The 23,540-nt window shown below is 69.0% G+C and carries 21 protein-coding genes and 5 pseudogenes; 12 read left to right on the forward strand and 14 right to left on the reverse strand.

The window, feature by feature from the left end:
* The 3 genes from ACH4VO_RS28885 to ACH4VO_RS28895 form a co-directional block, all read left to right on the forward strand.
* A partial coding sequence (locus tag ACH4VO_RS28885; RefSeq protein WP_398441655.1) for a DEAD/DEAH box helicase family protein occupies nt 1-474 on the forward strand: 474 nt, incomplete at its 5' end.
* Complete coding sequence (locus tag ACH4VO_RS28890) at nt 474-1,247, forward strand: helicase-related protein (protein ID WP_398441657.1); 774 nt, start codon at nt 474-476, stop codon at nt 1,245-1,247. The genes ACH4VO_RS28885 and ACH4VO_RS28890, both read left to right, overlap by 1 nt.
* A gap of 11 nt (nt 1,248-1,258) precedes the next feature.
* Nucleotides 1,259-2,269 carry an aldo/keto reductase gene (locus ACH4VO_RS28895; RefSeq protein ID WP_360994699.1) on the forward strand — a complete coding sequence of 337 codons (1,011 nt, stop codon included), beginning with the start codon at nt 1,259-1,261 and terminating at the stop codon, nt 2,267-2,269.
* Between the two features lie 556 nt (nt 2,270-2,825).
* Here the strand turns inward: ACH4VO_RS28895 and ACH4VO_RS28900 are convergent.
* The gene (locus tag ACH4VO_RS28900) at nt 2,826-4,022 is read right to left on the reverse strand and encodes an MFS transporter (protein ID WP_360994702.1); all 1,197 of its coding nucleotides are present in this window, start codon (nt 4,020-4,022) and stop codon (nt 2,826-2,828) included.
* A gap of 85 nt (nt 4,023-4,107) precedes the next feature.
* Between ACH4VO_RS28900 and ACH4VO_RS28905 the strand changes: the two genes are divergently transcribed.
* The 5 genes and pseudogenes from ACH4VO_RS28905 to ACH4VO_RS28925 form a co-directional block, all read left to right on the forward strand.
* Complete coding sequence (locus ACH4VO_RS28905) at nt 4,108-4,434, forward strand: helix-turn-helix domain-containing protein (protein WP_360994704.1); 327 nt, start codon at nt 4,108-4,110, stop codon at nt 4,432-4,434.
* A gap of 660 nt (nt 4,435-5,094) precedes the next feature.
* Nucleotides 5,095-5,301 (forward strand): annotated as a pseudogene (locus tag ACH4VO_RS28910) (transposase); the annotation flags it as partial.
* 255 nt (nt 5,302-5,556) lie between these two features.
* Nucleotides 5,557-6,115, forward strand: a pseudogene (locus ACH4VO_RS28915) (dihydrofolate reductase family protein); the annotation flags it as partial.
* Between the two features lie 58 nt (nt 6,116-6,173).
* A pseudogene (locus tag ACH4VO_RS28920) lies at nt 6,174-6,314 on the forward strand (leucine zipper domain-containing protein); the annotation flags it as partial.
* Nucleotides 6,310-6,491, forward strand: a pseudogene (locus ACH4VO_RS28925) (methyltransferase, FxLD system); the annotation flags it as partial. The pseudogenes ACH4VO_RS28920 and ACH4VO_RS28925, both read left to right, overlap by 5 nt.
* 89 nt (nt 6,492-6,580) lie before the next feature.
* On the opposite strand, the gene ACH4VO_RS28930 reads toward ACH4VO_RS28925, so the two are convergent.
* Genes ACH4VO_RS28930 through ACH4VO_RS28940 form a run of 3 tightly spaced genes read right to left on the reverse strand, consistent with a single transcriptional unit; the run spans nt 6,581 to nt 10,134 of the window.
* Nucleotides 6,581-7,996 (reverse strand): FAD-linked oxidase C-terminal domain-containing protein, encoded by a 1,416-nt coding sequence (locus ACH4VO_RS28930; protein WP_360994707.1) that lies wholly within the window; start codon nt 7,994-7,996, stop codon nt 6,581-6,583.
* Nucleotides 7,997-8,056: 60 nt separating this feature from the next.
* Nucleotides 8,057-8,911, reverse strand: a complete 855-nt coding sequence (locus tag ACH4VO_RS28935) for an alpha/beta hydrolase-fold protein (protein WP_360994710.1) — start codon at nt 8,909-8,911, stop codon at nt 8,057-8,059.
* Nucleotides 8,908-10,134 (reverse strand): amidohydrolase family protein, encoded by a 1,227-nt coding sequence (locus ACH4VO_RS28940; RefSeq protein ID WP_360994713.1) that lies wholly within the window; start codon nt 10,132-10,134, stop codon nt 8,908-8,910. The genes ACH4VO_RS28935 and ACH4VO_RS28940 overlap by 4 nt, the downstream gene beginning before the upstream one ends.
* Nucleotides 10,135-10,186: 52 nt before the next feature.
* On the opposite strand from ACH4VO_RS28940, the gene ACH4VO_RS28945 reads away from it, so the two are divergent.
* The 3 genes from ACH4VO_RS28945 to ACH4VO_RS28955 all read left to right on the forward strand — a co-directional run bounded on the left by ACH4VO_RS28945 (nt 10,187) and on the right by ACH4VO_RS28955 (nt 12,927).
* Nucleotides 10,187-10,783, forward strand: a complete 597-nt coding sequence (locus tag ACH4VO_RS28945; protein ID WP_360994716.1) for a TetR/AcrR family transcriptional regulator — start codon at nt 10,187-10,189, stop codon at nt 10,781-10,783.
* 193 nt (nt 10,784-10,976) lie between these two features.
* Entirely contained in the window at nt 10,977-12,287 is a 1,311-nt protein-coding gene (locus ACH4VO_RS28950; protein ID WP_360994719.1) for an FAD-dependent oxidoreductase, read from the forward strand.
* A gap of 172 nt (nt 12,288-12,459) precedes the next feature.
* Entirely contained in the window at nt 12,460-12,927 is a 468-nt protein-coding gene (locus ACH4VO_RS28955) for a hypothetical protein (RefSeq protein WP_360994722.1), read from the forward strand.
* On the opposite strand, the gene ACH4VO_RS28960 is transcribed toward ACH4VO_RS28955, so the two are convergent.
* Both ACH4VO_RS28960 and ACH4VO_RS28965 read right to left on the reverse strand, forming a co-directional pair.
* A complete protein-coding gene (locus ACH4VO_RS28960) occupies nt 12,889-14,310 on the reverse strand; it encodes a hypothetical protein (RefSeq protein ID WP_360994724.1) in 1,422 nt (473 codons plus the stop codon). The two genes, ACH4VO_RS28955 and ACH4VO_RS28960, sit on opposite strands and share 39 nt — an antisense overlap.
* Before the next feature lie 222 nt (nt 14,311-14,532).
* Nucleotides 14,533-14,970 (reverse strand): hypothetical protein, encoded by a 438-nt coding sequence (locus ACH4VO_RS28965; protein ID WP_360994727.1) that lies wholly within the window; start codon nt 14,968-14,970, stop codon nt 14,533-14,535.
* Between the two features lie 471 nt (nt 14,971-15,441).
* Here ACH4VO_RS28965 and ACH4VO_RS28970 point away from each other — a divergent pair, with 471 nt between their 5' ends.
* Nucleotides 15,442-16,254, forward strand: coding sequence for a peptidase S1 (locus ACH4VO_RS28970; protein ID WP_398441663.1), 813 nt, complete (start codon nt 15,442-15,444; stop codon nt 16,252-16,254).
* Between the two features lie 410 nt (nt 16,255-16,664).
* Here the strand turns inward: ACH4VO_RS28970 and ACH4VO_RS28975 are convergent.
* From ACH4VO_RS28975 to ACH4VO_RS29010, 8 genes and pseudogenes are all read right to left on the reverse strand, one after another.
* Nucleotides 16,665-16,853 (reverse strand): annotated as a pseudogene (locus ACH4VO_RS28975) (restriction endonuclease); the annotation flags it as partial.
* A gap of 66 nt (nt 16,854-16,919) precedes the next feature.
* Complete coding sequence (locus ACH4VO_RS28980; protein ID WP_360994732.1) at nt 16,920-17,411, reverse strand: hypothetical protein; 492 nt, start codon at nt 17,409-17,411, stop codon at nt 16,920-16,922.
* Nucleotides 17,412-17,611: 200 nt separating this feature from the next.
* Nucleotides 17,612-18,673 (reverse strand): 2-aminoethylphosphonate ABC transporter substrate-binding protein, encoded by a 1,062-nt coding sequence (locus tag ACH4VO_RS28985; protein WP_360994735.1) that lies wholly within the window; start codon nt 18,671-18,673, stop codon nt 17,612-17,614.
* Between the two features lie 49 nt (nt 18,674-18,722).
* The gene (locus ACH4VO_RS28990) at nt 18,723-19,520 is read right to left on the reverse strand and encodes an ABC transporter permease subunit (protein ID WP_360994737.1); all 798 of its coding nucleotides are present in this window, start codon (nt 19,518-19,520) and stop codon (nt 18,723-18,725) included.
* Entirely contained in the window at nt 19,507-20,451 is a 945-nt protein-coding gene (locus ACH4VO_RS28995; RefSeq protein WP_360994740.1) for a 2-aminoethylphosphonate ABC transporter permease subunit, read from the reverse strand. The genes ACH4VO_RS28990 and ACH4VO_RS28995 overlap by 14 nt, the downstream gene beginning before the upstream one ends.
* Nucleotides 20,444-21,577 (reverse strand): ABC transporter ATP-binding protein, encoded by a 1,134-nt coding sequence (locus ACH4VO_RS29000; protein WP_360994742.1) that lies wholly within the window; start codon nt 21,575-21,577, stop codon nt 20,444-20,446. Before ACH4VO_RS29000 ends, ACH4VO_RS28995 begins: the two co-directional genes overlap by 8 nt.
* A complete protein-coding gene (locus ACH4VO_RS29005; protein WP_360994745.1) occupies nt 21,574-22,278 on the reverse strand; it encodes a phosphonatase-like hydrolase in 705 nt (234 codons plus the stop codon). The genes ACH4VO_RS29000 and ACH4VO_RS29005 overlap by 4 nt, the downstream gene beginning before the upstream one ends.
* A gap of 5 nt (nt 22,279-22,283) precedes the next feature.
* Nucleotides 22,284-23,408 carry a TIGR03364 family FAD-dependent oxidoreductase gene (locus ACH4VO_RS29010; RefSeq protein WP_360994748.1) on the reverse strand — a complete coding sequence of 375 codons (1,125 nt, stop codon included), beginning with the start codon at nt 23,406-23,408 and terminating at the stop codon, nt 22,284-22,286.
* Nucleotides 23,409-23,540 lie beyond the last annotated feature (132 nt).

The following is a 23,540-nucleotide window of genomic DNA, read 5'->3' on the forward strand; positions in this document are numbered from 1 at the left end:
ACTTCCCTCGACTTGCGCAGTCCTCAAGAGCTTACGACGACAGCACGGCAGAGTGCGGAATCAGCACGCCCCACCAGTACGCCACCAGGCCAGGGCGAGCTCGTCGCCTGGGTGCGGCCGTTCGACAAGGTTACCGTGTTCGCCACGTACGCCTCCCTCGGACTCCGCACGCTCGAGCGCGCCCACCAGGCCGGCGTTCCGGGCTGGGGCCTGATCGTCGTGGACGAAGCGCACCGGGTTTCGGGCCGGATCGGCAGGCCGTGGGCGGTCGTCCACGACAACACCCGCATCCCCGCACTGCGCCGGCTCTACATGACCGCCACCCCAAGGCTGTGGCAACCAGACGAGGACACCGAGACCGCACCGGGCGCACCGGGTGAGCTGGTCGCGAGCATGAAGGACTCCCCCGACTCCCCCTTCGGCAGCCGCTGTCCGAGGCGATCGACCGCGGCATCTGCGCGCCCTACCAGGTAGTGTGCCGGGACATCACCGACACCCAGCTCCAGGCGGCGCAGCTGCTGGGCGTGGAAGGCCGCTCGGACGAGGCGCGGGGGGCGCGTCTCGCCGCTCTGCAGACGGCGCTGGTGAAGGCCTCGGCCGAGGAGAATTTTCGGCGGACGCTGGTCTTTCACCACCAGGTGAAGGAGGCCGAGACGTTCCCGGCCGGCCTTCCCCACGTCGCCGGCCGGCGACACGCCGCGGATCCCGGGCTGTACCCGCGCGCGGTGTGGGCCAACTGGCTGTGCCACCACCGGCGGCGGGTCCTGGATGAGTTCTCCCGGGGAGTCGCTGCTGACGGCACCGTCGTGGAGAAGATGTTCCTCGGGTCCGTCCGGGTGCTATGTGAAGGCATCGATACCTCCCGCTGTGACTCCGTGTACTTCGCCGACGTCCGCGGCTCCATGCCCGACCTCGTCCAGGCCGTGGGCCGCGCGCTGCGTATTCACCCCGGTGAAGGCAAGGTCGCCTCGCTTGTGGTGCCGGTCCTGCTCGGCCCCGGCGAGACGACCGACAGCATGCTCACCTCCCGGGCGTTCGGCGGGTCGGCGAAGCTGCTGGAGGCGCTCAGGGCGCACGACGCCCGGGTAGTGGAGCAGCTCGCCGAGCGCCAGGCGCAGAGTCGTGTCAGGGGCATACAGAACCGCTCCGGAGGGGGGAACGACGAGGCCAGGAAGGGCTCGGACGTCGACGAGCAGGGCCATCCCGGACCGAGACGTATTTGCGCTAGAGCGCACTCCAACTCCTAGGTTCGTGAAGCATGCGATACATCAAACTCGGGACGACCGGACTGGAAGTTTCCGCCATCACCCTCGGCTGCATGAGCTTCGGCGAGCCGGACCGGGGCGGCGAGCCCTGGTCGCTGGGCGCGGACGCCAGCCGGGACATCATCAAGCAGGCCCTTGAGAGCGGTGTCAACTTCCTCGACACGGCCAACGGGTACAGCGCCGGAAGCAGCGAGGAGATCGTCGGCCAGGCGGTCAAGGACTTCACCCGGCGCGAGGAGGTCGTTCTGTCCACCAAGGTCTGGATGCGGATGCGCCCTGGTCCGAACGGCGCCGGGCTGTCCCGCAAGGCGATCTTCACCGAGCTCGACGCTTCCCTGAAGCGACTGGGGACCGACTACATCGACCTGTACCAGATCCACCGCTGGGACTACGACACCCCGATCGAAGAGACCCTCGAGGCGCTGCACGACGCGGTTAAGTCCGGGAAGGTCCGCTACATCGGCGCCTCTTCCATGTACGCCTGGCAGTTCGCCAAGGCCCTGTACCTGGCTGACCTGAACGGCTGGACCCGGTTCGTGTCGATGCAGGACCACTACAACCTCATCCACCGGGAAGCAGAGCGGGAGATGCTTCCGCTCTGCGCCGACCAGGGCATCGGCGTGATCCCGTGGAGCCCGCTGGCGCGGGGCAGGCTGACGCGGGTCCGGGACGCTGCCACGGCGCGTGCCGCAACAGACCCGGGCGGCAAGATCCTCTACCGCGACGGGGACCAGGCAGTGGCCGAGCGCGTCCACGAGATCGCGGATAAGCGGGGTCTGTCCCCAGCCCAGGTCGCCCTGGCCTGGGTCATGCGCAACCCGGCAGTGACCTCGCCCATCGTCGGGGTCACCAAGCCAGCCCAGCTGGCCGACGCGGTCGCCGCAGTGGACGTCGAACTCGACGACGACGAGGCCGCCTACCTGGAGGAGCCCTACCAGCCGCACGAGGCCGCCTACCTGGAGGAGTCCTTCTACAAGCAGCGGCCCGTGGCGGGCTCCCGGTAGTCCGCGCTACAGCCGGGCCTTCGACGAATCCTTGGCCTCGGCCTTCACAGCCCGGCTTGCCGCTTCACCGCCCCTGACCAGCACTTCAGCGCTACGGTTATCCGTAGATCGGCCCTGGTGCCGCCCTCCCCCCGTGGGGCGGCACCAGGGCCGTCTGCGTACCCCACCATCGGCGAGATGCCCAACTTCAAGCGGTTCGGCCACGGCCTGCCGATGGAAATCGTGATGGGCCATCTCCTGACCGGCGGCGGCCCGGACGGAATGGACGCCTCAAGGTCGTCCCTGTCCAGGCGGGACCATCCCCGCGGGCGCGGGGAGCAGGGAAAGACTCGCCTGGCCGTCCTTACCGCCCTGGGACTGCGGGTGCGGGGAGCAGCTACCTGGCCCTCACCCTCGACCCCTCCGGCCGCGGACGCAAGCGCTGGAACAACAAGTGGAAGGCAGCGCTGAACGAGTTCGACCAGCTCTTCGACGGCCGCCTTACCGCCGGACGGGTATAGGCCAGACAGACCAACCAAAAACCACTAGACCAAAGGGCCTAAAAACACCTAAACCTTCATATACCACCTCGCCGCCCCAGCACGCGCTCGACAACCACGGCGGAGAGGCAGAGAAGGGTCGCGAGCACGGAGAATACGGGGAAGATCGCGGTGTCGCCCCAGACGGTCGCGCCGATACCCACGAGGAGCGTGGGCGTGATGAGCGCACCGTACGCGAGCAGGTAGAACATCGACATGACGGCTCCGCGCCGCTCGGCGGGGATGTGGGCGGTCAGGTGGCGCAGGGAGCCGCCGAAGGCGAGTCCGTAGGCGCCGCCCTGGAGTGCGACGGTAACGATGATGATGACGGCGTTGCCGGTCGCGAAGCCGCCTACTCCGGCCAGCATGAGCACGGCGAGTGCCGTGTCACCGACGAGCGCGACCGTGCGGGCCGGGTAGCGGGCACTGGCTACCTGGGCGATCGCGGCGGAGAGAGTCACTGCCGCGATGACGACGCCGCCGAAGAACGGCCCGTCGACGTGCGCGGCGTGGGCGGCGATCGATGGCTCCAGCGAGAAGCAGACCCCGAGCACGGCCCAGGCGGCACCGGCACCGATCACGGCGAAGACGAAGCGCCCGCGGATCTCCCTGGGCACCTGCGGGCGCGGGATCCCGAGGGGCGTGGCACCGGCCGAGGGGTGCGGTTCACGCATCACCAGGAGGAGGACGAGCAGGACGAGGGCGATGAGCGCGTCGGCGAGATAGGGCAGGAGCAGGGGGTGGAAGTCGGTCTGGGCGAGGCCGGCGGTGCCGAGCGCGGCGACGGCGATGCCGACGTTGAACGCGATGGCGGTGAGTGTCCCGCTCCGCGCCGCCCGCTCCGGGCTCACGTCCAGCAGGGCGGCTCCGCCGACCACGACGACCGCGCCGATCCCCAGGCCGTTGAACATCCGCGCCACGACGAGATAGCCGGGTCCCGCGGCGAAGATGAAGACGACCAGCCCGGCAAGCAGCAGCAGCACGGCGACGATGAGTACGGGCCGACGGCCGTACCGGTCGGACAGGGGCCCGGAGACGAGGATCGCGACGACGGCCACGGCCCCGTACGCGGCGAAGATGACGGTAGTCAGAAAGGGCGGGTAATCCCACTTCTCGGCGTACAGGGAGTAGAGCGGCGAGGGGATGGCGGAGGTCGCCTGCCCGAGCATGAGCAGGGCGAGGAGGGCCGCGTAGCTCCATGACTGGGAGCGACGGCCCGGGGAGAGTGCCTTCACGAGGACTCCTGCAAGTATGATGTGGATCGTACTTCGGGAACGGTAAGGAGAAGTACGACGTACGTCAAACTTGTGGAGTTGTCTGATGCCGTCCTGGGAGACCCCGCCCGACCAGTTGCCGCCCGCCGCCCCCGTTCAGAAACTGCTGCGTGCACTCGCGGACCCCGTACGCCTGGAAATGGTCCGCCGCCTGGCGACACGCCCCGCTGCCGAAGCCCCCTGCTCGGACCTCTACGAGGGCCTGAACAAATCAACCGCGACCCACCACTTCAAGGTTCTGGTCGAGGCAGGCGTCCTGCATCCGGTCATGGTCGGCCCTTCCCGCGGACACCGCCTCCGCCGCACCACCCTCCAGGAAGCGGCACCGGGTCTGCTGGACGCGTTGATGGCCGCCATGGCGCGGGAGGGCTGACGCCCTCGGGGCCTGGCGCGGCAGCACGGCAGGTGTCGGATGTGACCGAGCATGCGGATGAGTGAGCCGTGACAGCCGGGGCCTCACCAGCTGCGACGCCACAGAGATCTACTACCGGCCGTTGCGTCGGACGGGCCTCTCAACGCCCGTGCACGGAACGCGGCATCGACCCAGAGCAGCTCTTCCCTCCAAGGGAGCTGAAGCCCAACACGGTTGGGTGCGGTTCTTCTGAAGGGAGGCAGTCGGTAGGTCGGTGCTGATCGGGGTGTGCCCCCTCGCAGGCGAGGACAGCGGTGACACGGCACGCCGGGTGCAGAGGCCGCCGATAATCGCCCGTTACGTTCCGGCGATCCTCATCGAACGATCCCGGGATCTGCACTCCTGGCAGTTATTAGCACCTTGCGACCCCGACACTCCTGCGGCATCCGACGACCAGACCCCTACGGCGGACGCCGATTGGGCGCTGCCCGGCGCACACCCCTGAGCCCAGAGGCTGAATCCCGCCCCACCGCCACGTGCTGCATGCCGTGCCTGATGCAACGACCGGCCCCTTCTCTTCCGGCCGCTGGGGGGGCGGGCGCCACCCATCCACCTCGGTTAGCGCCAGGCAGGCCCTACTCGTTCGCGCCGTGCCCGGGTGGCCACCCGATGACGCCTTGGCTGCTCCAGCAGCTGACCAAGCGGCTCCTGGAGTCCGCTCTCGAGGGCGAGATCACTGACCACCTGGGCTATGACAAGCATGATCCCGCCGGGAAGAACGGCGGCAACAGCCGCAACGGCACCCGAGCCAAGACCGTGCTGACCGTCTTGAACTGTCCCGCTTGCAGACTCCGGCCTGCTTCGAGGGCTGGTCCGGCGTCGCCGAGGGCCCAGTGGACGCACTGCATACAGGTCGGCTGATGCGGGGTAAGGGGGAACAGACGTCCGACTGGGGCTCGATCAGGCGCCGGCGATGGGGCGCCTGATGTCCACGCGGATCCCCGTTGCCAGAAGGCGGCCGGAGACCTGTGCCTGAGGGCTGTCCCGCGTTTCCCGGCGGGCGCACGACGCAGCTACGACACCTCGCCGCGTTGTCGGAGAGTCCCCATGGACGCCGGACACCCACGGACGGAAGGCTGGACCATGCGGAAACTGATCTACGGCATGAACCTGACCCTGGACGGCTACATCACCGCGGCCGGCGATGACATCGGCTGGAGCGGACCGCCGAGCGACGAGCTGTTCCAGTGGTGGCTCGACCACGAGCAGGCGAGTGGCCCTGTCACTGTACGGGCGCAAGCTCTGGGAGACGATGAGCTCCTACTGGCCGACCGGCGACCAGCAGCCCGACGCCACCCCGGCGGAGATCGAGTTCGCGCGGAACTGGCGGGAGACGCCGAAGGTGGTGTTCTCCTCGACGATCGACAAGGTCGACTGGAACACCCGCCTGGTCACCGGCGACGCGATCGCCGAGACCACCCGCCTCACGGCCGAGAACGGCGGCCCGATGAACATCGGCGGCGCAACGCTCGCCGGGGCGGCCATGCGTGCCGGGCTGATCGACGAGTACGCGATCGCCACCTATCCGGTCCTGGTGGGCGGCGGCACGCCGTTTTTCACCGCGCTGGACAACTGGTTGGTCCTGAACCTGGTGGAGACGCGGACGTTTCCCGGCGGCGTGGTCCTGACCAGGTACGAGACGAGCGCTGAGCAGCAGCACCCCACGCGCTGGCTGCATGGATCGAGAGCGTTGCTGACGGATCCGCCGGTGGCGGGCCGAGGGCGACGCGGGCCTGCTTGACCGGTCGAGCCGCCCTCGTACGACGCCGCACCGGACCGCGGCCGTGGCGGACGACCGCGTCTGCGACCTGCGAAGGAGCCGCGAGCTCGGCCCCGGCCGATGCCGCCGAGCCCACCCCGGACCTCGGCGAGGTCGACATCGTGATGGTGACGGCCGGGCCTGGGACATCTCCCCGGCCTGGACCACCCAGCTCGAGCAGGGCGGTCGGCTCGTCGTCCCGCTGCGGATGCGCGGCCTGACCCGGTCGGTCGCCTTCACCCAGGTCAGGGGCGAGCACGCGCAGCGATCCGGAGGTGCTGGCTCTGCAACCGCAGACACGCCTCATGCGATCTGCCCTGGAGCTGGAGCCCGTACTTGGCCAAGGAATCATGCAGGCCCGAAGACTTTGCCGGGATTGAGAATCCCGGCCGGGTCGAGAGCGCGCTTCACCGCGCGATGCATCTCCAGGACGGCCGGGCCGAGTTCATGGGTGAGACCGGGCCGCTTGAGCAGTCCCACACCGTGCTCACCAGTCACCGTGCCACCCAATTCAAGGGCGTCCGCGATGATGTCGTCGAACGCCGCACGGGCCCGGACCTGAGCCGCCGAGTCACCGTGTTCCGTCACAAGCAGCGGATGCAAGTTGCCGTCGCCGACGTGCGCGATGTTGGCGATGGTGATCCGGTGCCTCTCCGCGGTCCGGTCGATGCGGGCCAGCATCTCCGCCACCGCCCCGATGGGCACACAGACGTCCTCCGTGAGGACCGGCCCCAGCCGCTCGAGCGCCGGGAAGGCCAGCCGGCGGGCGGCGAAGAGCATCTCGGCCTCTTCCTCTGTCTCCGACCGGTCAGCCCAAGTCGAGCCGGCCCCGCGGAAGCAGTCGACCAGCCGGCGGGCGCCCTCCTCGGCGGCGCGGCCATCATCGTCGAAACGGGCCAGGAGGACCACGTCCGCCTCGGCTGAAAGGCCCATGTTCTTCCAGGCATCGACCGCACGCAGACAGTGCCGGTCGACGAGTTCCAGCGCGGCCGGCTCCAGCCCGGCGGCCGCCGTCGCACGCACCGCGTCACCGGCCTGCCCTACGCTGTCGAAGTAGCCGACGACGGTCACGCCGACCGGAGGCAGGCGTCGCAGCCGGACCGTGATCTCGGTGACGACCCCAAGAGTGCCCTCGGCACCCACCATGAGGCCCACAAGGTCGTAGCCAGCGACCCCCTTCGACGTACGGCGCCCGAGCCGGACCACCTCGCCCGTGCCGGTCACGACCTCCAACGCCAGGACATAGTCGCGAGTGACGCCGTACTTGACGCAGCACACTCCGCCAGCGTTCGTCGCGACATTTCCGCCGATGGTCGACCACGGCGAACTAGCGGGGTCAGGCGGATACCACAGGCCAAGCGCCGCTACATGAGCGCGCAGGTCGTCGTTGACCACACCGGGCTGTACGACGGCGAGGCGCTCCAGTTCGTCGACCTCCAGCACCCGATCCATGCCGTCCAGCGCGAGGATCACGCTTCCTTCGACGGCATTGGCGCCTCCCGACAATCCGGTACCGGCGCCGCGTGAAACCAATGGGACTCCTTGCTCCAGGCACGCACGCACCACGGTCTGGACCTCGTCGGTGGTCTTGGCGCGCACGACGGCCACAGCTCGGCCAACAGGCGCCCACACCGCCTGGTCGTGCGAGAGACCGGCGACGATGTCCGGATCGGTCACCACCCGGCCGGCGGGCAGCCGTCGCCTGAGCGCTTCGGTGATACCCACGGCAGGGGGCGTCGTCCTGACGATGTCACGCTCGGTCATCCGCACACCTCCGGAGAAGTCGACTCACATGGGACGGAACGAGAACTGCGGCATCCAGGCTCACTGGGCACGGCAGGTCCTGAGGTAGCTGAGGAACGATGCCTGCAGCCCGGTCACGTGCGTCTCGTGCATGAGTGCGCTGGTGACGGATCCGCCGCGTGAGGTGAGGTGGTGAAGGAACGTGGCCGTGTTCTTCGTGAGGTTCTGGTAGACCGCCAGGTCTCCGAGCATCTCCTGCTCGTTGAAGGTCACGTGCAGCTTGGTGTCGGGCAGGGTGTCACCCAGGGCTTCGAGCCGAGCGAAGACCTGACTGTCCGCGGTGACGATGCCGGGGCTGCCCGCGCCGATGCTCTCGAAGAAGGTGCTCTTGGTGAGCCAGGCGTAGAGACTGAAGAGTCCGCCGTAGGAGTAGCCGAAGAGGCCGTGACCGCTCGGGGCTGTGCCGTAGTCGCGTTCGATCCGCGGGTGCAGGTCGTCGGTAAGGAAGTTCAGGAACATGTCCCCGCGGCTGACGTTCAATTCGGCGAGGTAGGCGTCGGCTTGCTCGCGAGTCGTCACCCCCCTTTCGACCCCCATTTCCACCGCATCGACGAACTCCTTCGCGATGGGTTCACCGGGCGGCACGAGGTCGCGGTTGCGCAACCGCTCCCAGTGCTCCGCTTCCTCACCTGCGTACCCCACGCTGACTTGGACGTAGGGCTGAATCTTTCGCATGGGGTCCAGTTGCGTGACGATGAGCGGGGCTGTCATGCCCACGGCCCAGTTGCCGTCGAGCACGTACACGACAGGCGCCGGCGCCGCGGCAGGGTCGTAGTGCGGTGGCGTGGTGACCCAGACGCCGTAGTCGTGCCCACCGCCGGAGCGCATCTCGAAGTAATCGGTGTGGGGGAGGCAGCCCTGCCACATGGTGCTCATCTGAGGTCCTTCACGATCTGGCCGGCCTGGACGACCAGGACGGCGTTGGTGGGGTCGGAGAACAGTTCCGGGTCTTCCAGCGGATTGCCGCTCCAGAGAACGAGGTCTGCCTGCGCGCCGGGAGCGATGACACCCACCTGGCCGGACAGGCCGAGGATCTCGGCGTTGGTCCGGGTCGCCGCCACGAGCGCTTCCATCGGCGACTCGAGGGCTGCGCGCAGGCTGAGTTCCTTGCCACGACGGTCCTGGGCCGGACCGATGAGATCGGACCCCAGCCCGATCCGTACTCCGGCACGCTTGGCGACAGCGAGTGCCTTCGTCATCTGCTCGCGTACGCCCTTGGCCCGGTCGCGGATCGACTCGGCGAGACCGGCTCCGGCGGTGTCGTGCAGCAGTTGCTCGACGACGGCGAACGTGGGCACGAGGGCAACCTCGCGAGCGGCCATCAGAGCCGCTGTGGACTCGTCGAGGCTGGTGCCGTGCTCGACACAGCGCACCCCGGCCTCGACCGCATTGCGTATGCCCTCGTTGTTGTGGGCGTGGACGGTCACATAGGTGTTCCGCGCCGCGGCTTCCTGAACCGCGACAGCGATCTCTTCGACGGTGAACTGGGTGTCGCTCAGCCGATCGTGTCCACCCACCACTCCGCCGGTCACGCAGAGCTTCAGGAAGGAGGCTCCGCGACGGAAGGCTTCTCGGACGTTGTGCCGCAGCTCGTCCGCGTTGCCCGCCATCATCGACAGGGCGCACAGGCCGGGGATGTGATGGCTGCTCCACAGCTCGGTGGGTTCCCATGCGGCTCCGTAGTAGCCGTGCCCGCCGATCTGGCACTGAACAGGTCCGCACGACAGCACGCGAGGCCCTCTCACCTTGCCCTTCGCGATCGCGGTGACGACACCGCCGTCGATCCCGCCGGTGTCGCGAACCGTGGTGAAGCCGGCGTCGAGCGTCGCGCCGGCCGTGGCGAAGATGTCCGCCGCGATCTCGGCGGCGCTGATCCCAAACGAGAAGTGCGGCTGGATCGGGCTCGACAGGCCGAGGTGGACGTGGGCGTCGATCAGGCCGGGCGTCATCGTCAGTCCCTCGACGTCGAGACGCTCGCCGTGCGCGCCGGAGGCACCGAGGCGGGTGATGCGGCCGTTCTCGATCGTGACGCCAAGCTTGCCGGGGTCGCGCCCTGATCCGTCGATGACCGTCGCGCCGACCACATGAGCAGGTCTCATCGTCGCTCCTCCGCCGTTGCGAATCTTCTTTTCCAATGGATAAACTGCGGGAGTGATCCTGTCAACCTCGGAACGCAGGGGCAGCGCGCGCGAGCGGCTCCTGGCACGGCTTCTCGACGCCTTCGGCGAGGCCCTTCCCCCGCCGGAGATGTCGCTCCGTGAGATCGCCGCCCGGATCGAGACCAGCCACGCCCTGTTGCGCTACCACTTCGGGTCGCTTCCGGGCGTCTTGGCCGCCCTGCTCACGGCCCAGCGATCCCGTGACAACGAGGCGCTCCTGGAGGCCGCCCAGCAGGGCACCTTCGACGACTTCGTCGGGGCGATCTGGCGTGCTTACACCCGGCCGGAGCAGCTGTCGCGTGTCCGCGGCTTCTTCTACGTCGTCGGACTGGCCGCGTACGCCCCCGAGGACTTCCGTGAGTTCGTGGAGTCGATCGACGACCTGACCGTGATGCTGTCCTCCCTCGCGGAACGCGAAGGGCTCGAGGCGAAGGACGCGCGGGAGGTGGCCACCGTCACCATCGCCGCGATTCGCGGCCTCCTCCTGCAGGAAGTCCTCTCTCCCGGAACCCGCTCGGAGGACGCGGTCACCTTGATCTTGCGTATGAGCGAGGGCCGACCCGCTCCACGATCACGTCCAAAACGGTGAGCGGCCTTCGGCCCTCACAGCTGAGCATCGGCGCACATGCGCGACAACGGTGGGGTACGGCGACGGAAAGTGCCGACAACAGTCGCCGGAACATGGCCTCTTACCTGCGTACGGTGCGGACAGCGGCGGAGTGGCGACCCGCCGCGCCGCCGCAGGAACCGTCTGGTCCGGCAAGAAGAAGGTGAGTTGGAACGTGACTGAGAACACAGACGTAGTCGTCGTCGGGGCCGGGGTCATCGGATCCTCCATCGCTCTCGAACTGGCGCGGAGTGGCCTGCGGGTGGTCGTGGTCGACAAGTTCGGCGGCGCAGGCCACGGCTCCACCAGCGCCTCGAGCGCCGTGGTCCGCTTCACGTATCCCACGATCGCGGGCGTCAACGCTGCGTGGGAGTCCCGTCACTGCTGGGAAGCATGGCGCGACCATCTCCAAGCACCCGCCGGTGAACCCCTCGCAGCGTTCAACCGCTGCGGCGTCACCCTGCTGGACGTGGACTTCGCACCCTGCAGCCTGTTCACGCGCCACTTCGACAAGGTCGGTGTCCCGTACGAGAAATGGGATGCACAGGAGCTGTCCGAGCGGTTGCCCGCCGTGGACACCGGCCGGTACTTCCCGCCCCGCCCCGTGGATGACGACGAGTTCTTCACCGACGCGTCCGCTCGGCTCGGCGCTCTCCACACACCCGACGGAGGCTTTGTCGACGACCCGCAACTCGCCGCGCGCAACCTTGCATCGGCCGCCCAGCGGCACGGAGCCACCTTCCGGTGGAAGACCGAGGTCACCGCGGTGACGCGGCGCGGGGGACGCGTGCGCGGGGTGCGCCTCGAGGACGGAACCGAACTGTCCGCCGGGGTGGTCGTCAACGCGGCCGGCCCATGGTCGGGACAGCTGAACCGGCTCGCCGAGGTGGGCGGCGACTTCACCATCGGTCTGCGGCCGCTTCGCCAGGAGGTGCACCACGTAGCGGCCCCCGCCGGCTACCACGATGTCGGCGGCGGCCGTCAGGCACCGGTGCTGGCCGATATGGACCTCGGCACATATATACGGCCCGAGGGCAGGGAATTCCTTCTCGTCGGCGGCACGGAACCCGAGTGCGACCCGCTGGAATGGCTCGACGATCCGGACGACGGGAGCCCCCTTCCGACCGTGTCGCAGTTCAGGACGCAGGTGACGCGGGCGGCTCGCCGACTGCCCGGTCTCCGCGTTCCCAACAAGCCCAAAGGGGTGGCAGGCGTGTACGACGTGACCGACGACTGGACGCCCGTATACGACCGGACCGAACTTGCCGGTTTCTACGTAGCCATCGGCACCAGCGGCAACCAGTTCAAGAACGCCCCGCTGGTGGGCCGCCTCATGACCACCCTGATCCACGGCGTCGAAGGCGGGCACGACCACGACCGCAGTGCGCTCACGCACACCTGCGAACACACCGGCCGGACCATCGACCTCGGTGCGTTCTCACGCCGACGTCGCCCGGCCGCATCCACGGGCACAGTCCTCGGCTGACACCGGGCCGCCGGGGGCCGGTCGGATGTGCTCGCTGCCATCCGGCAGCGCATCAGCCGCCTGACGGCGCGAGAAGGCACGCGCAGCTGAAGGAGGCCCCTTGACCTGATGCGGGCGCAGCACCCGGGGCTCCCGGCGCGGACGCGGACTGCTGATGAGGGCGGTGTCAGCCATGAGTCCATCATCGCCGAGTTGCAGTGGTCTTCCGGCAGGTTGCCGCGGCCGCCGTCAGCGAGAGCCCTACGCACACCTGCTGAAGCAGCTCGCACGGCTCTACCCCGCCACCGCAGCCGCCGCCGACCAGGGCAGCACGCTGCCTGCCGCACCGGCCGCGGCAGCACCCTGCGCGCCCGCCGCACCAGTCCTTCCCGCGAGCGAAGCGCCTGTCCCCACCACGGTGGCCGCGCCCGTACCGGCTACTGCGGCTGCTCTCCAGCTCACCGCCGAAGCACTCGGCGAGACCTACTTCCGCGACCATGGGCGCCGCGCCCACGGCCTCGAAGTCGAACTCACCGACCTCCTCGACCTCCAGTTCCGGCTGAAGGCGAGAAGGGGCTGCCGTCGGCGAGTGCTGAGCGAAGCTCTGGACCGTGGTGCGGTCTCAGCTGTCCACGCCGGCTTCCCATTTACGTCGGCGTAGTACGTAGTCGCTGAAGAGGTGTCGGCTCCGGTCGAGCAGTTCACCCACCTCCGCGTCGCCGTGCCGCTCGTCCGGTGACGGATGCCAGCGCTGCACTGATTGTCCGGCCCAGGTGCGCAGCTTGTTGTCCGGGTCCTCGAGCAGACCGACCCCCGCCCGTAGCGCCACGATGCCGCCGCGCGCGTCGAGCAGCCGGAATGCGCCGACGCGGATGTGCCGCGGCCGCTCGGAGCTGGTGCGTTCCAACAGCCATTCGGCGGGCAGTTCCTTGGCCGAGGTCAGCAGGGCGGCGGCGGTCTCGCGAACAACACCGGCGGCAGGGTCGTCCAGGAGCGGCCACAGCTGCTTCGCATTCACACAGTCCAGTGCCCGCAGCCCTGCCACCGCTCGCGCCCGCACCCCGGCCGACGGGTGCACGAGCAGCGGCCGCAGCAGTCCGGCGTCCGCGCGGTTCCCGCACTCGGCCAGCCCGATGACCGCACCAGGCGGCAACTCGGGGGCGCCCTGTGCTGTGCACCGCTCTCGGTACCAGGCCGCCGGGTCACCTCCCTGCTGTCGTACGACATACCGGGCACATGCACGCACGAGTGCGGAACGGTCGCTGAGAAACGGCTCCGCATGCTCTGACCGCCCCACCCGTCTCAGCGCGGTGACGCCGGCCGAACGGGTACGCGGGCTGCGCGCGGACAGCAGTGGAGACAGCACACCCTCGTAGGCGTCCTCATCCCCCAGAGCCGTGAGCGCCGCTGTGGCACACAGATCCTGGACCACAGTGTCCTGATCCCGGGCGGCCGCGCGGGCCAGCTCAGCGGAACAAAGCAGTCGGCCCTCGATGGCCAGCCGGTACGCGAACCGCCGGACGATGCGGTCGGGGTCAGCGAAGAGAACAGCGAGTTGCCCATGGGATGCCTGGCGCAGGATGCGGCCGAGCACCTCGACACCGAAGGCACCTCTGTCGCGGCCGCCGACGCGGAGGATGAGCGCCGCGAGGTCGAGGGCAGAGTCCACGTTCAGGGCCTCGCACAGCAGCTGCCGGGCGTGCTCGCGCACCGGTTCGACCCAATCGGCGCAGCGAATCACAACCAACGGCAGCAGACCGGGGTATCGGACCGACTGACGCACCGCCTCCTTACGGATCCGCCCGTCGCGGTGGCAGAGGGCGAGTGCGAGCCGAGACTCACCGAGCTGAGTCAGGTCGGCGGGCAGTGGGGCGGGGTGCTCCCACCCCAAAAAGAACTGCAGGCGGCGCCAGGCCGCCTCACGCACTACTGCGTCCAGCGCGAGCCAGCCAGCGGGGTTGGCGACACCAAGCGTGCTTTGAAGCGACGCGCCTCCCGCGAGCCGTATCGCTGCCGCTGCCCCGTCCTCGACGTCCTCGAGCATGCCCACCCCTCCAGCAGTCGTACCAGGTGATCGTAGGGCCGGGGTTCGCGTAGGGCCGTGAAATATGGCCCGTGATCGCCGAGGTCCGCCACTCGGCACGGTGCCCGCCGAAGCCGAACGTGGTGGCATCGCCCCTGCTTGGGACTGCTTCAGAGGATTGATCGCCCGTTCAACGGTGGTGCGTCATTTGTAGCGGTCCTCGCGAGCCCGGGCAGGCGGCCGTCAGCCGCGACGGGACCTCCAGCGCCGCCGCTCGCCTTGCTCCTGGTCGTGGACGTAGCCGGCGGACGGCGTCTCCGGCACGGCGGGGGCGGCACCAAGACGGCCAGGGCCGTGGGCTGGAGGATAGCCGCCCCGCTTCGGCGCGGGGGTGAGCGCTGCGAGAGTCTTACCGGTCGCGGTGGCGTCCTGCTTCTCGGGGTATGCGAGCACCGGCACACCATGGAGGTGCACGATCACGCCGCCCTCGGCGGCCGGACCGTGCGCACCGGCCGACTCCCTCACACACTGGCGCACTCCGGCTCGTGCCGTGCGGATCGCGGTGAGCGCCTTCGGCCCTGCCGCCGCAAGGACATCAACCAGCCGGTCGTTTACAGGCTTCGCCGGCACCACCTCGGACAGTTCGACGGTCTCGGCCTGTGTCACGTCGTTGCTGGTCATCGATGCATCTTCCATGATCGGGAGTTACACCGAACGTTTACAGTCCCATTGCCGCGTATACGCGAATGCCATTTTCCGGTGTGCGGGTGCACTATCTCAACACGGTCCCCCCTGGGGTCTGCCGAGTTGCAGAGGGTATGCCGTTCATGCAGCCTGGAATTGGGTCCGCTGCTGAGGACATGCAAAACATTGCCCGAGCATCGGGGCGACAGTGACCGTCACATTTCATCGGCTGACTCGAGAAGCTGAGAGCCTGGGATGACAAAACCATGCCAGGCTCACATCGTGACTCTCCTGTACGACACTTCCCACTATCAGGTCCGAAATGGATTTTTTGACCGCACTCGCCCGGCACAAGACATCACTGTCGCAATCAGATGCGACCTCCACCCAGGGTTCGGCTCTCTCAGAAGCTTATGCAACGATTAGCGACGGACTTAAGATGGGATCAGAGCCATGTCCGATAATTTTGTGACGTCAAACTACCCGAGGATCGGGGTAGTAAAGACCGACGGCACCCTCCTCGTAAACGGGGGGATGCTGAAGGCACATTATGTCGCTCAGCGAACCGCAGTCAGGCAGACGGCTCTCGCCGGCAACCGCATCGGAGCCTTGACCACGGATGGCACAGCCTGGGTCAAGGCAGACGACGATCTGAAGAGTGGCGACTGGATCAACGAGGCCACCGGCGTCAGGCAGCTCGTTCTAGATGGCGACCGTATCGCCATCGTCTCGACCGACGGCACGACAATGGTCAAGGAAGGCGGTCTCGATGCAGCCTTCAAGCCTCAGCGCGACAAGGTCAAGCAGGTTGCTCTCGCTGGCGACCGTATCGGCGTCGTGCTGTCTGATGGAACCGCATGGGTAAAGAAAGGCACTCTTGAAGCCGAGTTCATACTCCAGCGCGACAAGGTCAAGCAACTTGCTCTAACTGGCGACCGTATCGGCGTCCTGACGGTCGATGGAACGGCATGGGTCAAGCAAGGCGACCCTTCCTCCACTGACTGGACCAACGAGCACAGCGACGTTACGCAAATCGTTCTCGCTAGCAAGCGTATCGGCGTGCTGTTGGCAGACGGCAGAGCATTGGTCAAGGAAGGTGGACTTTCCGCCACCTGGAACGATCTGGGCACCGAGATTACCCAGCTCGCCCTTACTGGCGACCGCTTGGGCGTTCTGAGTGTCGGCGGCGCTGTACGCGTTTGGCAGGGATCTCTCACGCCCCCCTTCGCAGACGGGCCCGACAATGTCGTTCAGGTCGTCCTGACCTCTGGAACAGGATAGGGAGCAACGGCATGGTGAAGCTTGCCCTTGATCTTGAACACCTGGAGAGGGCGCGCCACGGCCGGGCGGGCTCCTCTATCACACACCCCTTTGACCGCGACCTGATCGCGAGCCAAAACCGGCGATGTCAAGGGAAAACGTCGTGGTAGCAGAGGTGGAAAGGGGGTGTGCGGAGCGGGACAAGGGGGTCGCGCGCGTCCGACCACGCCCGGACAAGGGGTCGCCGGCGGCGGGCGCACCGGCGCGGTGCAAAACGTCGGGTGCGGCGCACCGGCGCGCGCGAGAGTGCCGGGCATCGTCAGGTGGTGCGGCGCACCATCGCGGCGTCCACTGGGTGGAGTCCATCGTTATCCGGCGCACCGAGGTGTCCACCAGGTGGGGTCCACCGAGCCTCCGCCAACTTGAAGGCCGCGGGCCGGCTTCGTGAAGACGCAGGAGGCGACGAAGACGGGGACGTCGGCACCGTGTTCGGCGCGGGCGGTGCCGTTGAACGTCTGAATGTCTTGGCTACCGACCGTGCGGTGCTTCGCATAGCGCTTGCACTGAATGACGATCTTCCGCCCGTCGGGCAGGCGGCCGATCACGTCGGCTCCGAGGTCGAGGGCCTGCGGATGGTGACCGCGCAGCCGCGGGCTCCGTGCCGAGGGAGCGGATCGCGGACGCCATCATGTGATCAGCGCACACGACTTGTGCGACCAGACCTCGTTGGGCGGGACCGAACCGGGCAAGGTCGAGGCACTGGCGGAGGCCGCCGTCGTCGCAGCGTGCACGCTGGCCGACGCCGCCGACCCGTCGCGCTGGAGCGGGGGCGCGGTGGACGGGCCGCCGCCCTCGATGTCCTGGCCGGTGAGCTCGCCCAGCTCGACCCGGAGTGCACGAAGATCCTCTCCGTCGTGCCGGTCGCTGCGGCCGCCGTCGTCGAGTGCGCCGAACAGGCCGGAGAAGCTCGTCGAGCAGGACCGTCGGCGGCAGAGCGGCGGCCGGGACCAGCGCCGCGCTGCGCCGCTCACGGCCTGGTCCGGAACCACGTCCATCAGCTCGGGGCCGCGCTGGTCACGGCGGCCCGAGCTGTCCTCGCCGCTGTCCACGTACCGGGGACCCTGCCGCGGCACGCGAGTGGCGGCCTTGTGCACCACATCCAGGGGCTCCCACTGCACGAGCTTCCTGACGCGGTGGCGAGAACGGCCGCCGGAGGCCCGGGGGCGGCGGTGAGTACTGGCTGACGACCGCACCGTAGGTGTGACCCGCGTGGTCGATGGCGTCGAGGTGGAGCGGAGTTGAGTGTAGGTACAGCCCCGTTATCATTCCGCTACGAAACGTCCGGGGTGCAAACGCCTCGGTGAACCTCCGGCGACGGTCAGCTTCCGGTGGCCGTCTTCCACGCGTCCACGTAGCTGTCCAGGTGGGTGCCGATGTCCGACCAATCGGGCTCGAAGACCTCCACCCCCTCCATGAGGGCGGCCAGCTCGGTAGCGTTGGCATCGGTGGCCGTCACGTCCTTGCGAGCCGCGAAGCCGCCCCCGACCGCGCTGACGTCCTGCTGAGCCTGCGTGGAGAGCATGAAGTCGAGGAGCTTCTTGCCGTTCTCCGAGTGGGGCGCCTTGTCGACCAGACCGGCGGCGTACGGGAGGGCGAAAGTGGTCGGTGCGCCTGCGCTCGTGGCGGGGAACCAGATGCCGAGGTTGGGCATGTTCTTGGACTGGGCGAAGTTCATCTGGACGTCACCGTTGGCGGCCAGGAGTTCCCCCTTGTCGACCTTGGGCGCGAGCTTGCCGGTGGAGGCTGACGGCCCCACGTTGTTGGCCTGGAGCTTCTTGAGGTAGACCATCGCCGGCTCCTTGCCGCCGAAGTCGTGCATCGCCTTGATGAGGACGGCGGTGCCGTCCCCCGCGACGCCCGGAGTGGAGTACTGGATTCTCTCCTTGAACTTGCCGTCGAGCAGGTCCTCCCAGTTCCTGGGGGCGGCGGCCAGCTCCTTCTTGTTGTAGACGAAGCCGAAGTAGTTGTTCACGACCGAGGTCCAGGTGCCGTCGGACGCCTTGTCGGCGGCGTCGACCTGGTCGGAGCCGACCGGTTCGTACACCGCCAGCAGCCCCTTGGCACCGGCCTGCTGGATGAAAGGCGGAAGGGTGACGAGGACGTCGGCCTGTGTGTGGGACTTCTCGCGCAAAGTGCGCTGCACCAGTTCGCCCGAGCCGCCTTCCACGTACTCGACCTTGATGCCGGTCTTCTTCTCGAAGTCCGCGAAGACCTTGTCGTACCAGCCGTCGCTGTTCTCGCCCTTGAGGCCGTCGGCGCTGTAGACGGTGACGACCTTCTCGTCGGAGGCGGACGAGGAACCGCCGCAGGCGGAAAGGGCGGCGGCGAGAGTGAGGCAGCCGGCCACGGCCGTGAGGGGCCGGAGGAGGTTCTTGCGCATGGGTGTCGTGTCTCCAGGAACTCGTTCGGGGGTTACGGGGGCCGGCGGATCAGCGGTAGGACGCTCTGGTCCGGATCCGGGAGACACCGAGCAGTACGAGGAGCGTCGTCGCCATGAGGACGACGGCGACCGCCGCACCGGTGAACAGCGAACCGCGGTCCGTGGCGGCGAAGATCCGCACAGGCAGGGGTGTCCAGTCGGGCGGGTACAGCATCATCGTGGCGCTGAGCTCGCCCATGGACAGCGCGAAGCAGAGTCCTGCCGCCGCGGTGAGCGAGGGCAGCAGCAGCGGCAGCCTGATCCGCCACAGGACGTACGAGGGGCGGGCGCCCAGCCCGGCCGCCGCCTGCTCGTACATCGGGTCGAGACGTACGATCGCGGCCGAGACCGACTGGTAGGCGAACGCGGTGACAAGAACGGTGTGCGCGAGGATGACGATCCAGCGCGTTCCGTTAAGGAGGACCGGCGGCCGGCTGAAGGCGACCAGTACCGACAGACCGACGACGACGGACGGTACGGCGACCGGCAGCACGAAGAGCGCGTCCAGGAGCCGCTGCCCTCGTCTGCGCAGGGCTGTCGCGGCGAGAGCGGCCCAGCTTCCGACGGTGAGGGCGAGCAGGCTCGCCGCCAGCGCGGTCACCAGGCTGGTGCCCAGGGCCTGAAGGGAGTCGTCACCGGTGGCGGCGGCGTAGTGGGCGCCGGTGGGGCCGGAGGGGAAGGCGCCGGACCAGTTCGTGGCCAAGGACGCTGCCGCGACCACGGCCAGCGGCACCGCGAACAGGAGTACGAACAGGACGAGGAAGAGGGCCCACGCGGCCCACCTCCCGGCACGGCTATGCACCAGCACGGCGGCTCACCACCCGGTAGAGGCTGTACAGCCCCACGGAGAGGGCGATGTTGACGACGGCGACGACGCAGGCCGCCGGGTAGTCCGACTCGAGGATCGCCTTGCTGTAGACGAGCATCGGCAGGGTCGTGACGCCCTTCGCGCCGGTGAACAGCACGATCCCGAATTCGTTGAGGCACATCACCAGGACCAGGCTGCCGCCCGTCGCAAGCGCCGGGAGCGCCTCGGGCAGGATCACCCGGCGGACGACGCGGAGCGGTCCGGCCCCGAGGGAGGACGCCACCTCCAGTTGCCCGGTGTCCAGTTGGGAGAAGGCGGCGAGTAGGGGGCGCATCACGAACGGGGTGAAGTAGGTGATCTCGGCGAGCAGCACGCCCCAGCGGGTGGTGAGGAAGTGGAACGGTCCGTCCGCCGCTCCGGTGACGTCCGTCCAGATGCCGTTGGCCATGCCGACGGTTCCGTAGACGAACAGCAGGGCGAGCGTGATCAGGAAGGATGGGAAGGAGAGGAAGACGTCGATGAACCTGGCGACGGCTCGCGCGCCGGGGAACGGGACGAAGGCGATCACCAGCGCCAGGACGAAGCCCAGGACGAGGCAGCCCGCCGTGGAGCCTGCGGCGAGCCAGACGGTCGTGGTGAGTGCCGAGCGGAAGGATGCGGAGGCGAGGACCTCTGTGTAGGGGGCGAGGGAGGTGCCGCCCTCGTCCGGGGTGACGGACTGCTGGACGACGAGGGCCAGCGGGTAGAGGAAGGCCAGCGTGAGGGCGACGACGGGCGGCAGGGTCCAGAGAACCGCCGGGACCCGCCGGGGGCCGCGGCCGGCCGTGGGGGTGGTCGGCGGGTCCTGGGCTCCCTCGGTCGGCGGGCCGCCGCTCGTGAGCGGAACCTTCCGGACCGTCGCCGCACCGGTGGTGGCGGAGGCACTAGGCATCGGAGCCCCCGGCGAAGTGGGAGGCCGCGACGGGACCCGGCTGTATCGCCGCGTGTGTTCCGCCGCCCGCCCCGGCCGGGAGCAGGACCGCGTCCTCGGGCGCGAAGTGCAGGGTGACCGTGTCCCCGACTGCTGGTGGCTCGCGCAGTTCGCGTACGTCCGCCTTGACGCGGTGGCCGCCGGTGTCGACGAACAGCCGATGCGTGGAGCCGCGCCACTGGACCTCGGCGAGTGTGCCGGTGAGGGCGTTGGGGCCGGCGCCCAGGCCGACCAGGTGCGGTCGGACGCAGAGGGTCGCGGCGGCGCCGGCCGCTGCCGGGCCGGTGGTGACCGTGAGCGGGTGTCCCGCGAAGTCGATGGTTCCCGGCCGGGCCCCGGCCGTCACCGGCAGCAGGTTGGCGTTGCCGACGAACGAGGCGGTGAACTCGGTGCGCGGGCGCCGGTAGAGCGCCTGCGGGGTGTCGCAGTCCTGGAGCCGCGCCCGGTCCATGACCGCGATCCGGTCGGCCAGGGTGAGCGCCTCGACCTGGTCGTGGGTGACGTAGAGGATCGAGACGTCCGGCAGCTCGCGGTGCAGACGGGCCAGTTCGGCCAGCATCCCGGAGCGGAGCCGGGCGTCGAGCGCGGAGAGCGGTTCGTCGAGCAGCAGCACCCCGGGGCGGATGGCGAGGGCGCGGGCGATGGCGACGCGCTGCTGCTGTCCGCCGGACAGCTCACGCGGGTGGCGGTCGGCGTACGCGGCCATGCCGACGAGTCCGAGGGCCTCGGTGACCCGGTCCGCGATCTCGGTCCTGGCCACCTTGCGGGCCCTGAGCCCGAAGGCGACGTTCTCCCGGACCCTCATGTGCGGGAAGAGTGCGTACTGCTGGACCACCATGCCGATGCCCCGCCGATGCGGCGGCAGGGCGGTGACGTCCCGGCCGCCGAGGCACACCCGCCCGGAGGAGGGTCGCACGAATCCGGCGACGGCCCGTAGCGCGGTGGTCTTCCCGGAGCCCGAGGGGCCGAGGAGCGCCATGACCTCACCGGGTTCGACGGTGAGGTCGAGCCGGTCGAGGACGACGTTGCCGTCGTAGGCGACGGTTACCTGGTCGAAGCGGATGCCGGAGGGCGCCGCGCCGCTCATGATTCCACCCGGGCGACGAGGTCGGGCAGCTCGGCCACCGAACCGAGGATGTGCGTGGCACCGCTCCGGGTGAGCTGGTCCTCGTCGTGGGCACCGGTGAGGACGCCCGCGACGATCCCCGCCCCGGAACGTACGCCGCTGAGCATGTCGAACGAGGTGTCCCCCGCCACGACGACCTGCCGGACGCCGTCGGCGGCGCCCGTGCGCAGGAAGGCCGCCAGCACCATGTCCGGGTAGGGGCGCCCGCGCCCGCCCGCGTCGGCGGGGCAGAGAGTCAGCGGGACAAGGTCGCGCCAGCCCAGCGCGCCGAGGATGGCGTCCTGGGTGGGGCGGGCGAATCCTGTGGTCAGGACGACGGTGCGGCCCTCGCCGGTGAGCCGTTCCACGGCCTCCCGCGCGCCGGGCAGCGGGGCGATGCGGTCGTCGTCGACGAGTGCGCCGTACGCGTCCTCGAAGGCGCTGTTGGCGCGTCGGGCCGTCTCCTCGTCACCGAACAGGTGGCGGAAAACGGAGATCTTGGACTCGCCCATCGTGGCCCGCACATAGGCGAGCTGGGATGTGTACTCGGCCGATCCGGGGGTGACACCGAGCCGTTGCACGGCGGCGGAGAACGCCTCCTCGACGAGTCCTCCGTCGGCGACGGTCGTGCCGGCCATGTCCAGGACGACGAGGGTCATCCTGGTGTCGTCTGTCGAAGCCATCTTCGTCACCAGCCCAGTTCGTCAGCGGTCGTTTCGGCGATGGCGGGCGAGCAGGTCATGCCCCGCCCGCCCGGCCCCGTGACCAGCCAGACCCCGTCGCGCACCCGCTGGCGGTGGACGACGCGGCCGGTGTCGGTGCACTGGGCGTAGACCCCGGCCCACCGGCGGCGGATGCGCGGCAGCGGCCGGCCGAGGAAGGACTCGACGACGCCGGCGAGGTGCTCGTACGGCTCCTCCACGGTGTCGAAGTCGAAGGGGTGCTCGTACGCGTGGGTGTCGCCGATGGTCAGCCCGCCGTCGTGTCGCTGGACCATGAGCAGCTGCATCCGGTGGGTGGCGGCGGTCGGCGTCTGCGCCTGCCGGGAGTTGAGTGCGTCCAGTGCCTCACCGGCGTAGGCCGGGTAGTAGCGGAAGCTGTCGGCGTCGGCCACGGAGGTGGTGAGCGGTTCGCCAAGGGGGTCGGTCTGCATCATCTGCAGGCGGACGCGCCGGACGGGCAGGCCGGGGCCCACCAGTTCGCGGACGAGGCCGCCGAGCCAGGCCCCGGTGGCGAGGACGACCGTGTCGGCGGTGTGGACGTCGCCGTGGTCGTCGCGTACGGACGCGGTGCCGACCACCTCACGCACCTCGCGGCCGCCGAGGAAGGTGTACCGGCCCGTGGCCAGCAGGGCTTTCTTGAGGGCGAGTTGCGCGGTGCGCGGTTCGACGGCGGCATCCCGCTCGCACCACAGGGCCGCGGTGAAGGCGCCGCGAAGGGCGGGGTTCACGGCTCGGGCCTCGGTGGCGGTGAGCAGCTTGTAACCCCGGGCCGCCGCGTCGGGTCGGCCCACGGCGGCCTCGGCCACGGCGATCTCCAGCTCGGTGCGGAGCGGGGTGAGCGATCCGCAGGGACGGAAGCCGAGGTCCGGCACCCGCTGCCCGATGGACTCCCACTGCTCGCGGGCCCGCAGGGCCGTCTCCAGTTCCTCACCGCCGGCCCGCCCGCTCACCCATATCTGTCCGAAGTTACGGAGGGATGCCCCGCGTGCCTCGCTTTCACGCTCGATCTGTACGACCTCGTGGCCGCGTTCGACTGCGTGCCAGGCGTGCATGGTTCCCACCACGCCGGCTCCTACGATGATGACTCTCACAGCGGCAACACTCCTGGCGGCGGGTGGCCCGCACGAGTCCACGAGGCGACGGAAGGGTGAACCGCGCCGCAAGGTTGGACCAGACCCGTTACCTATCCGTTATCGTACGGGATTCGTGGCCCGCCCTGCCGG

Source organism: Streptomyces sp. NPDC020780, from assembly GCF_044334475.1.
In the GTDB taxonomy this organism is placed as follows: domain Bacteria; phylum Actinomycetota; class Actinomycetes; order Streptomycetales; family Streptomycetaceae; genus Streptomyces.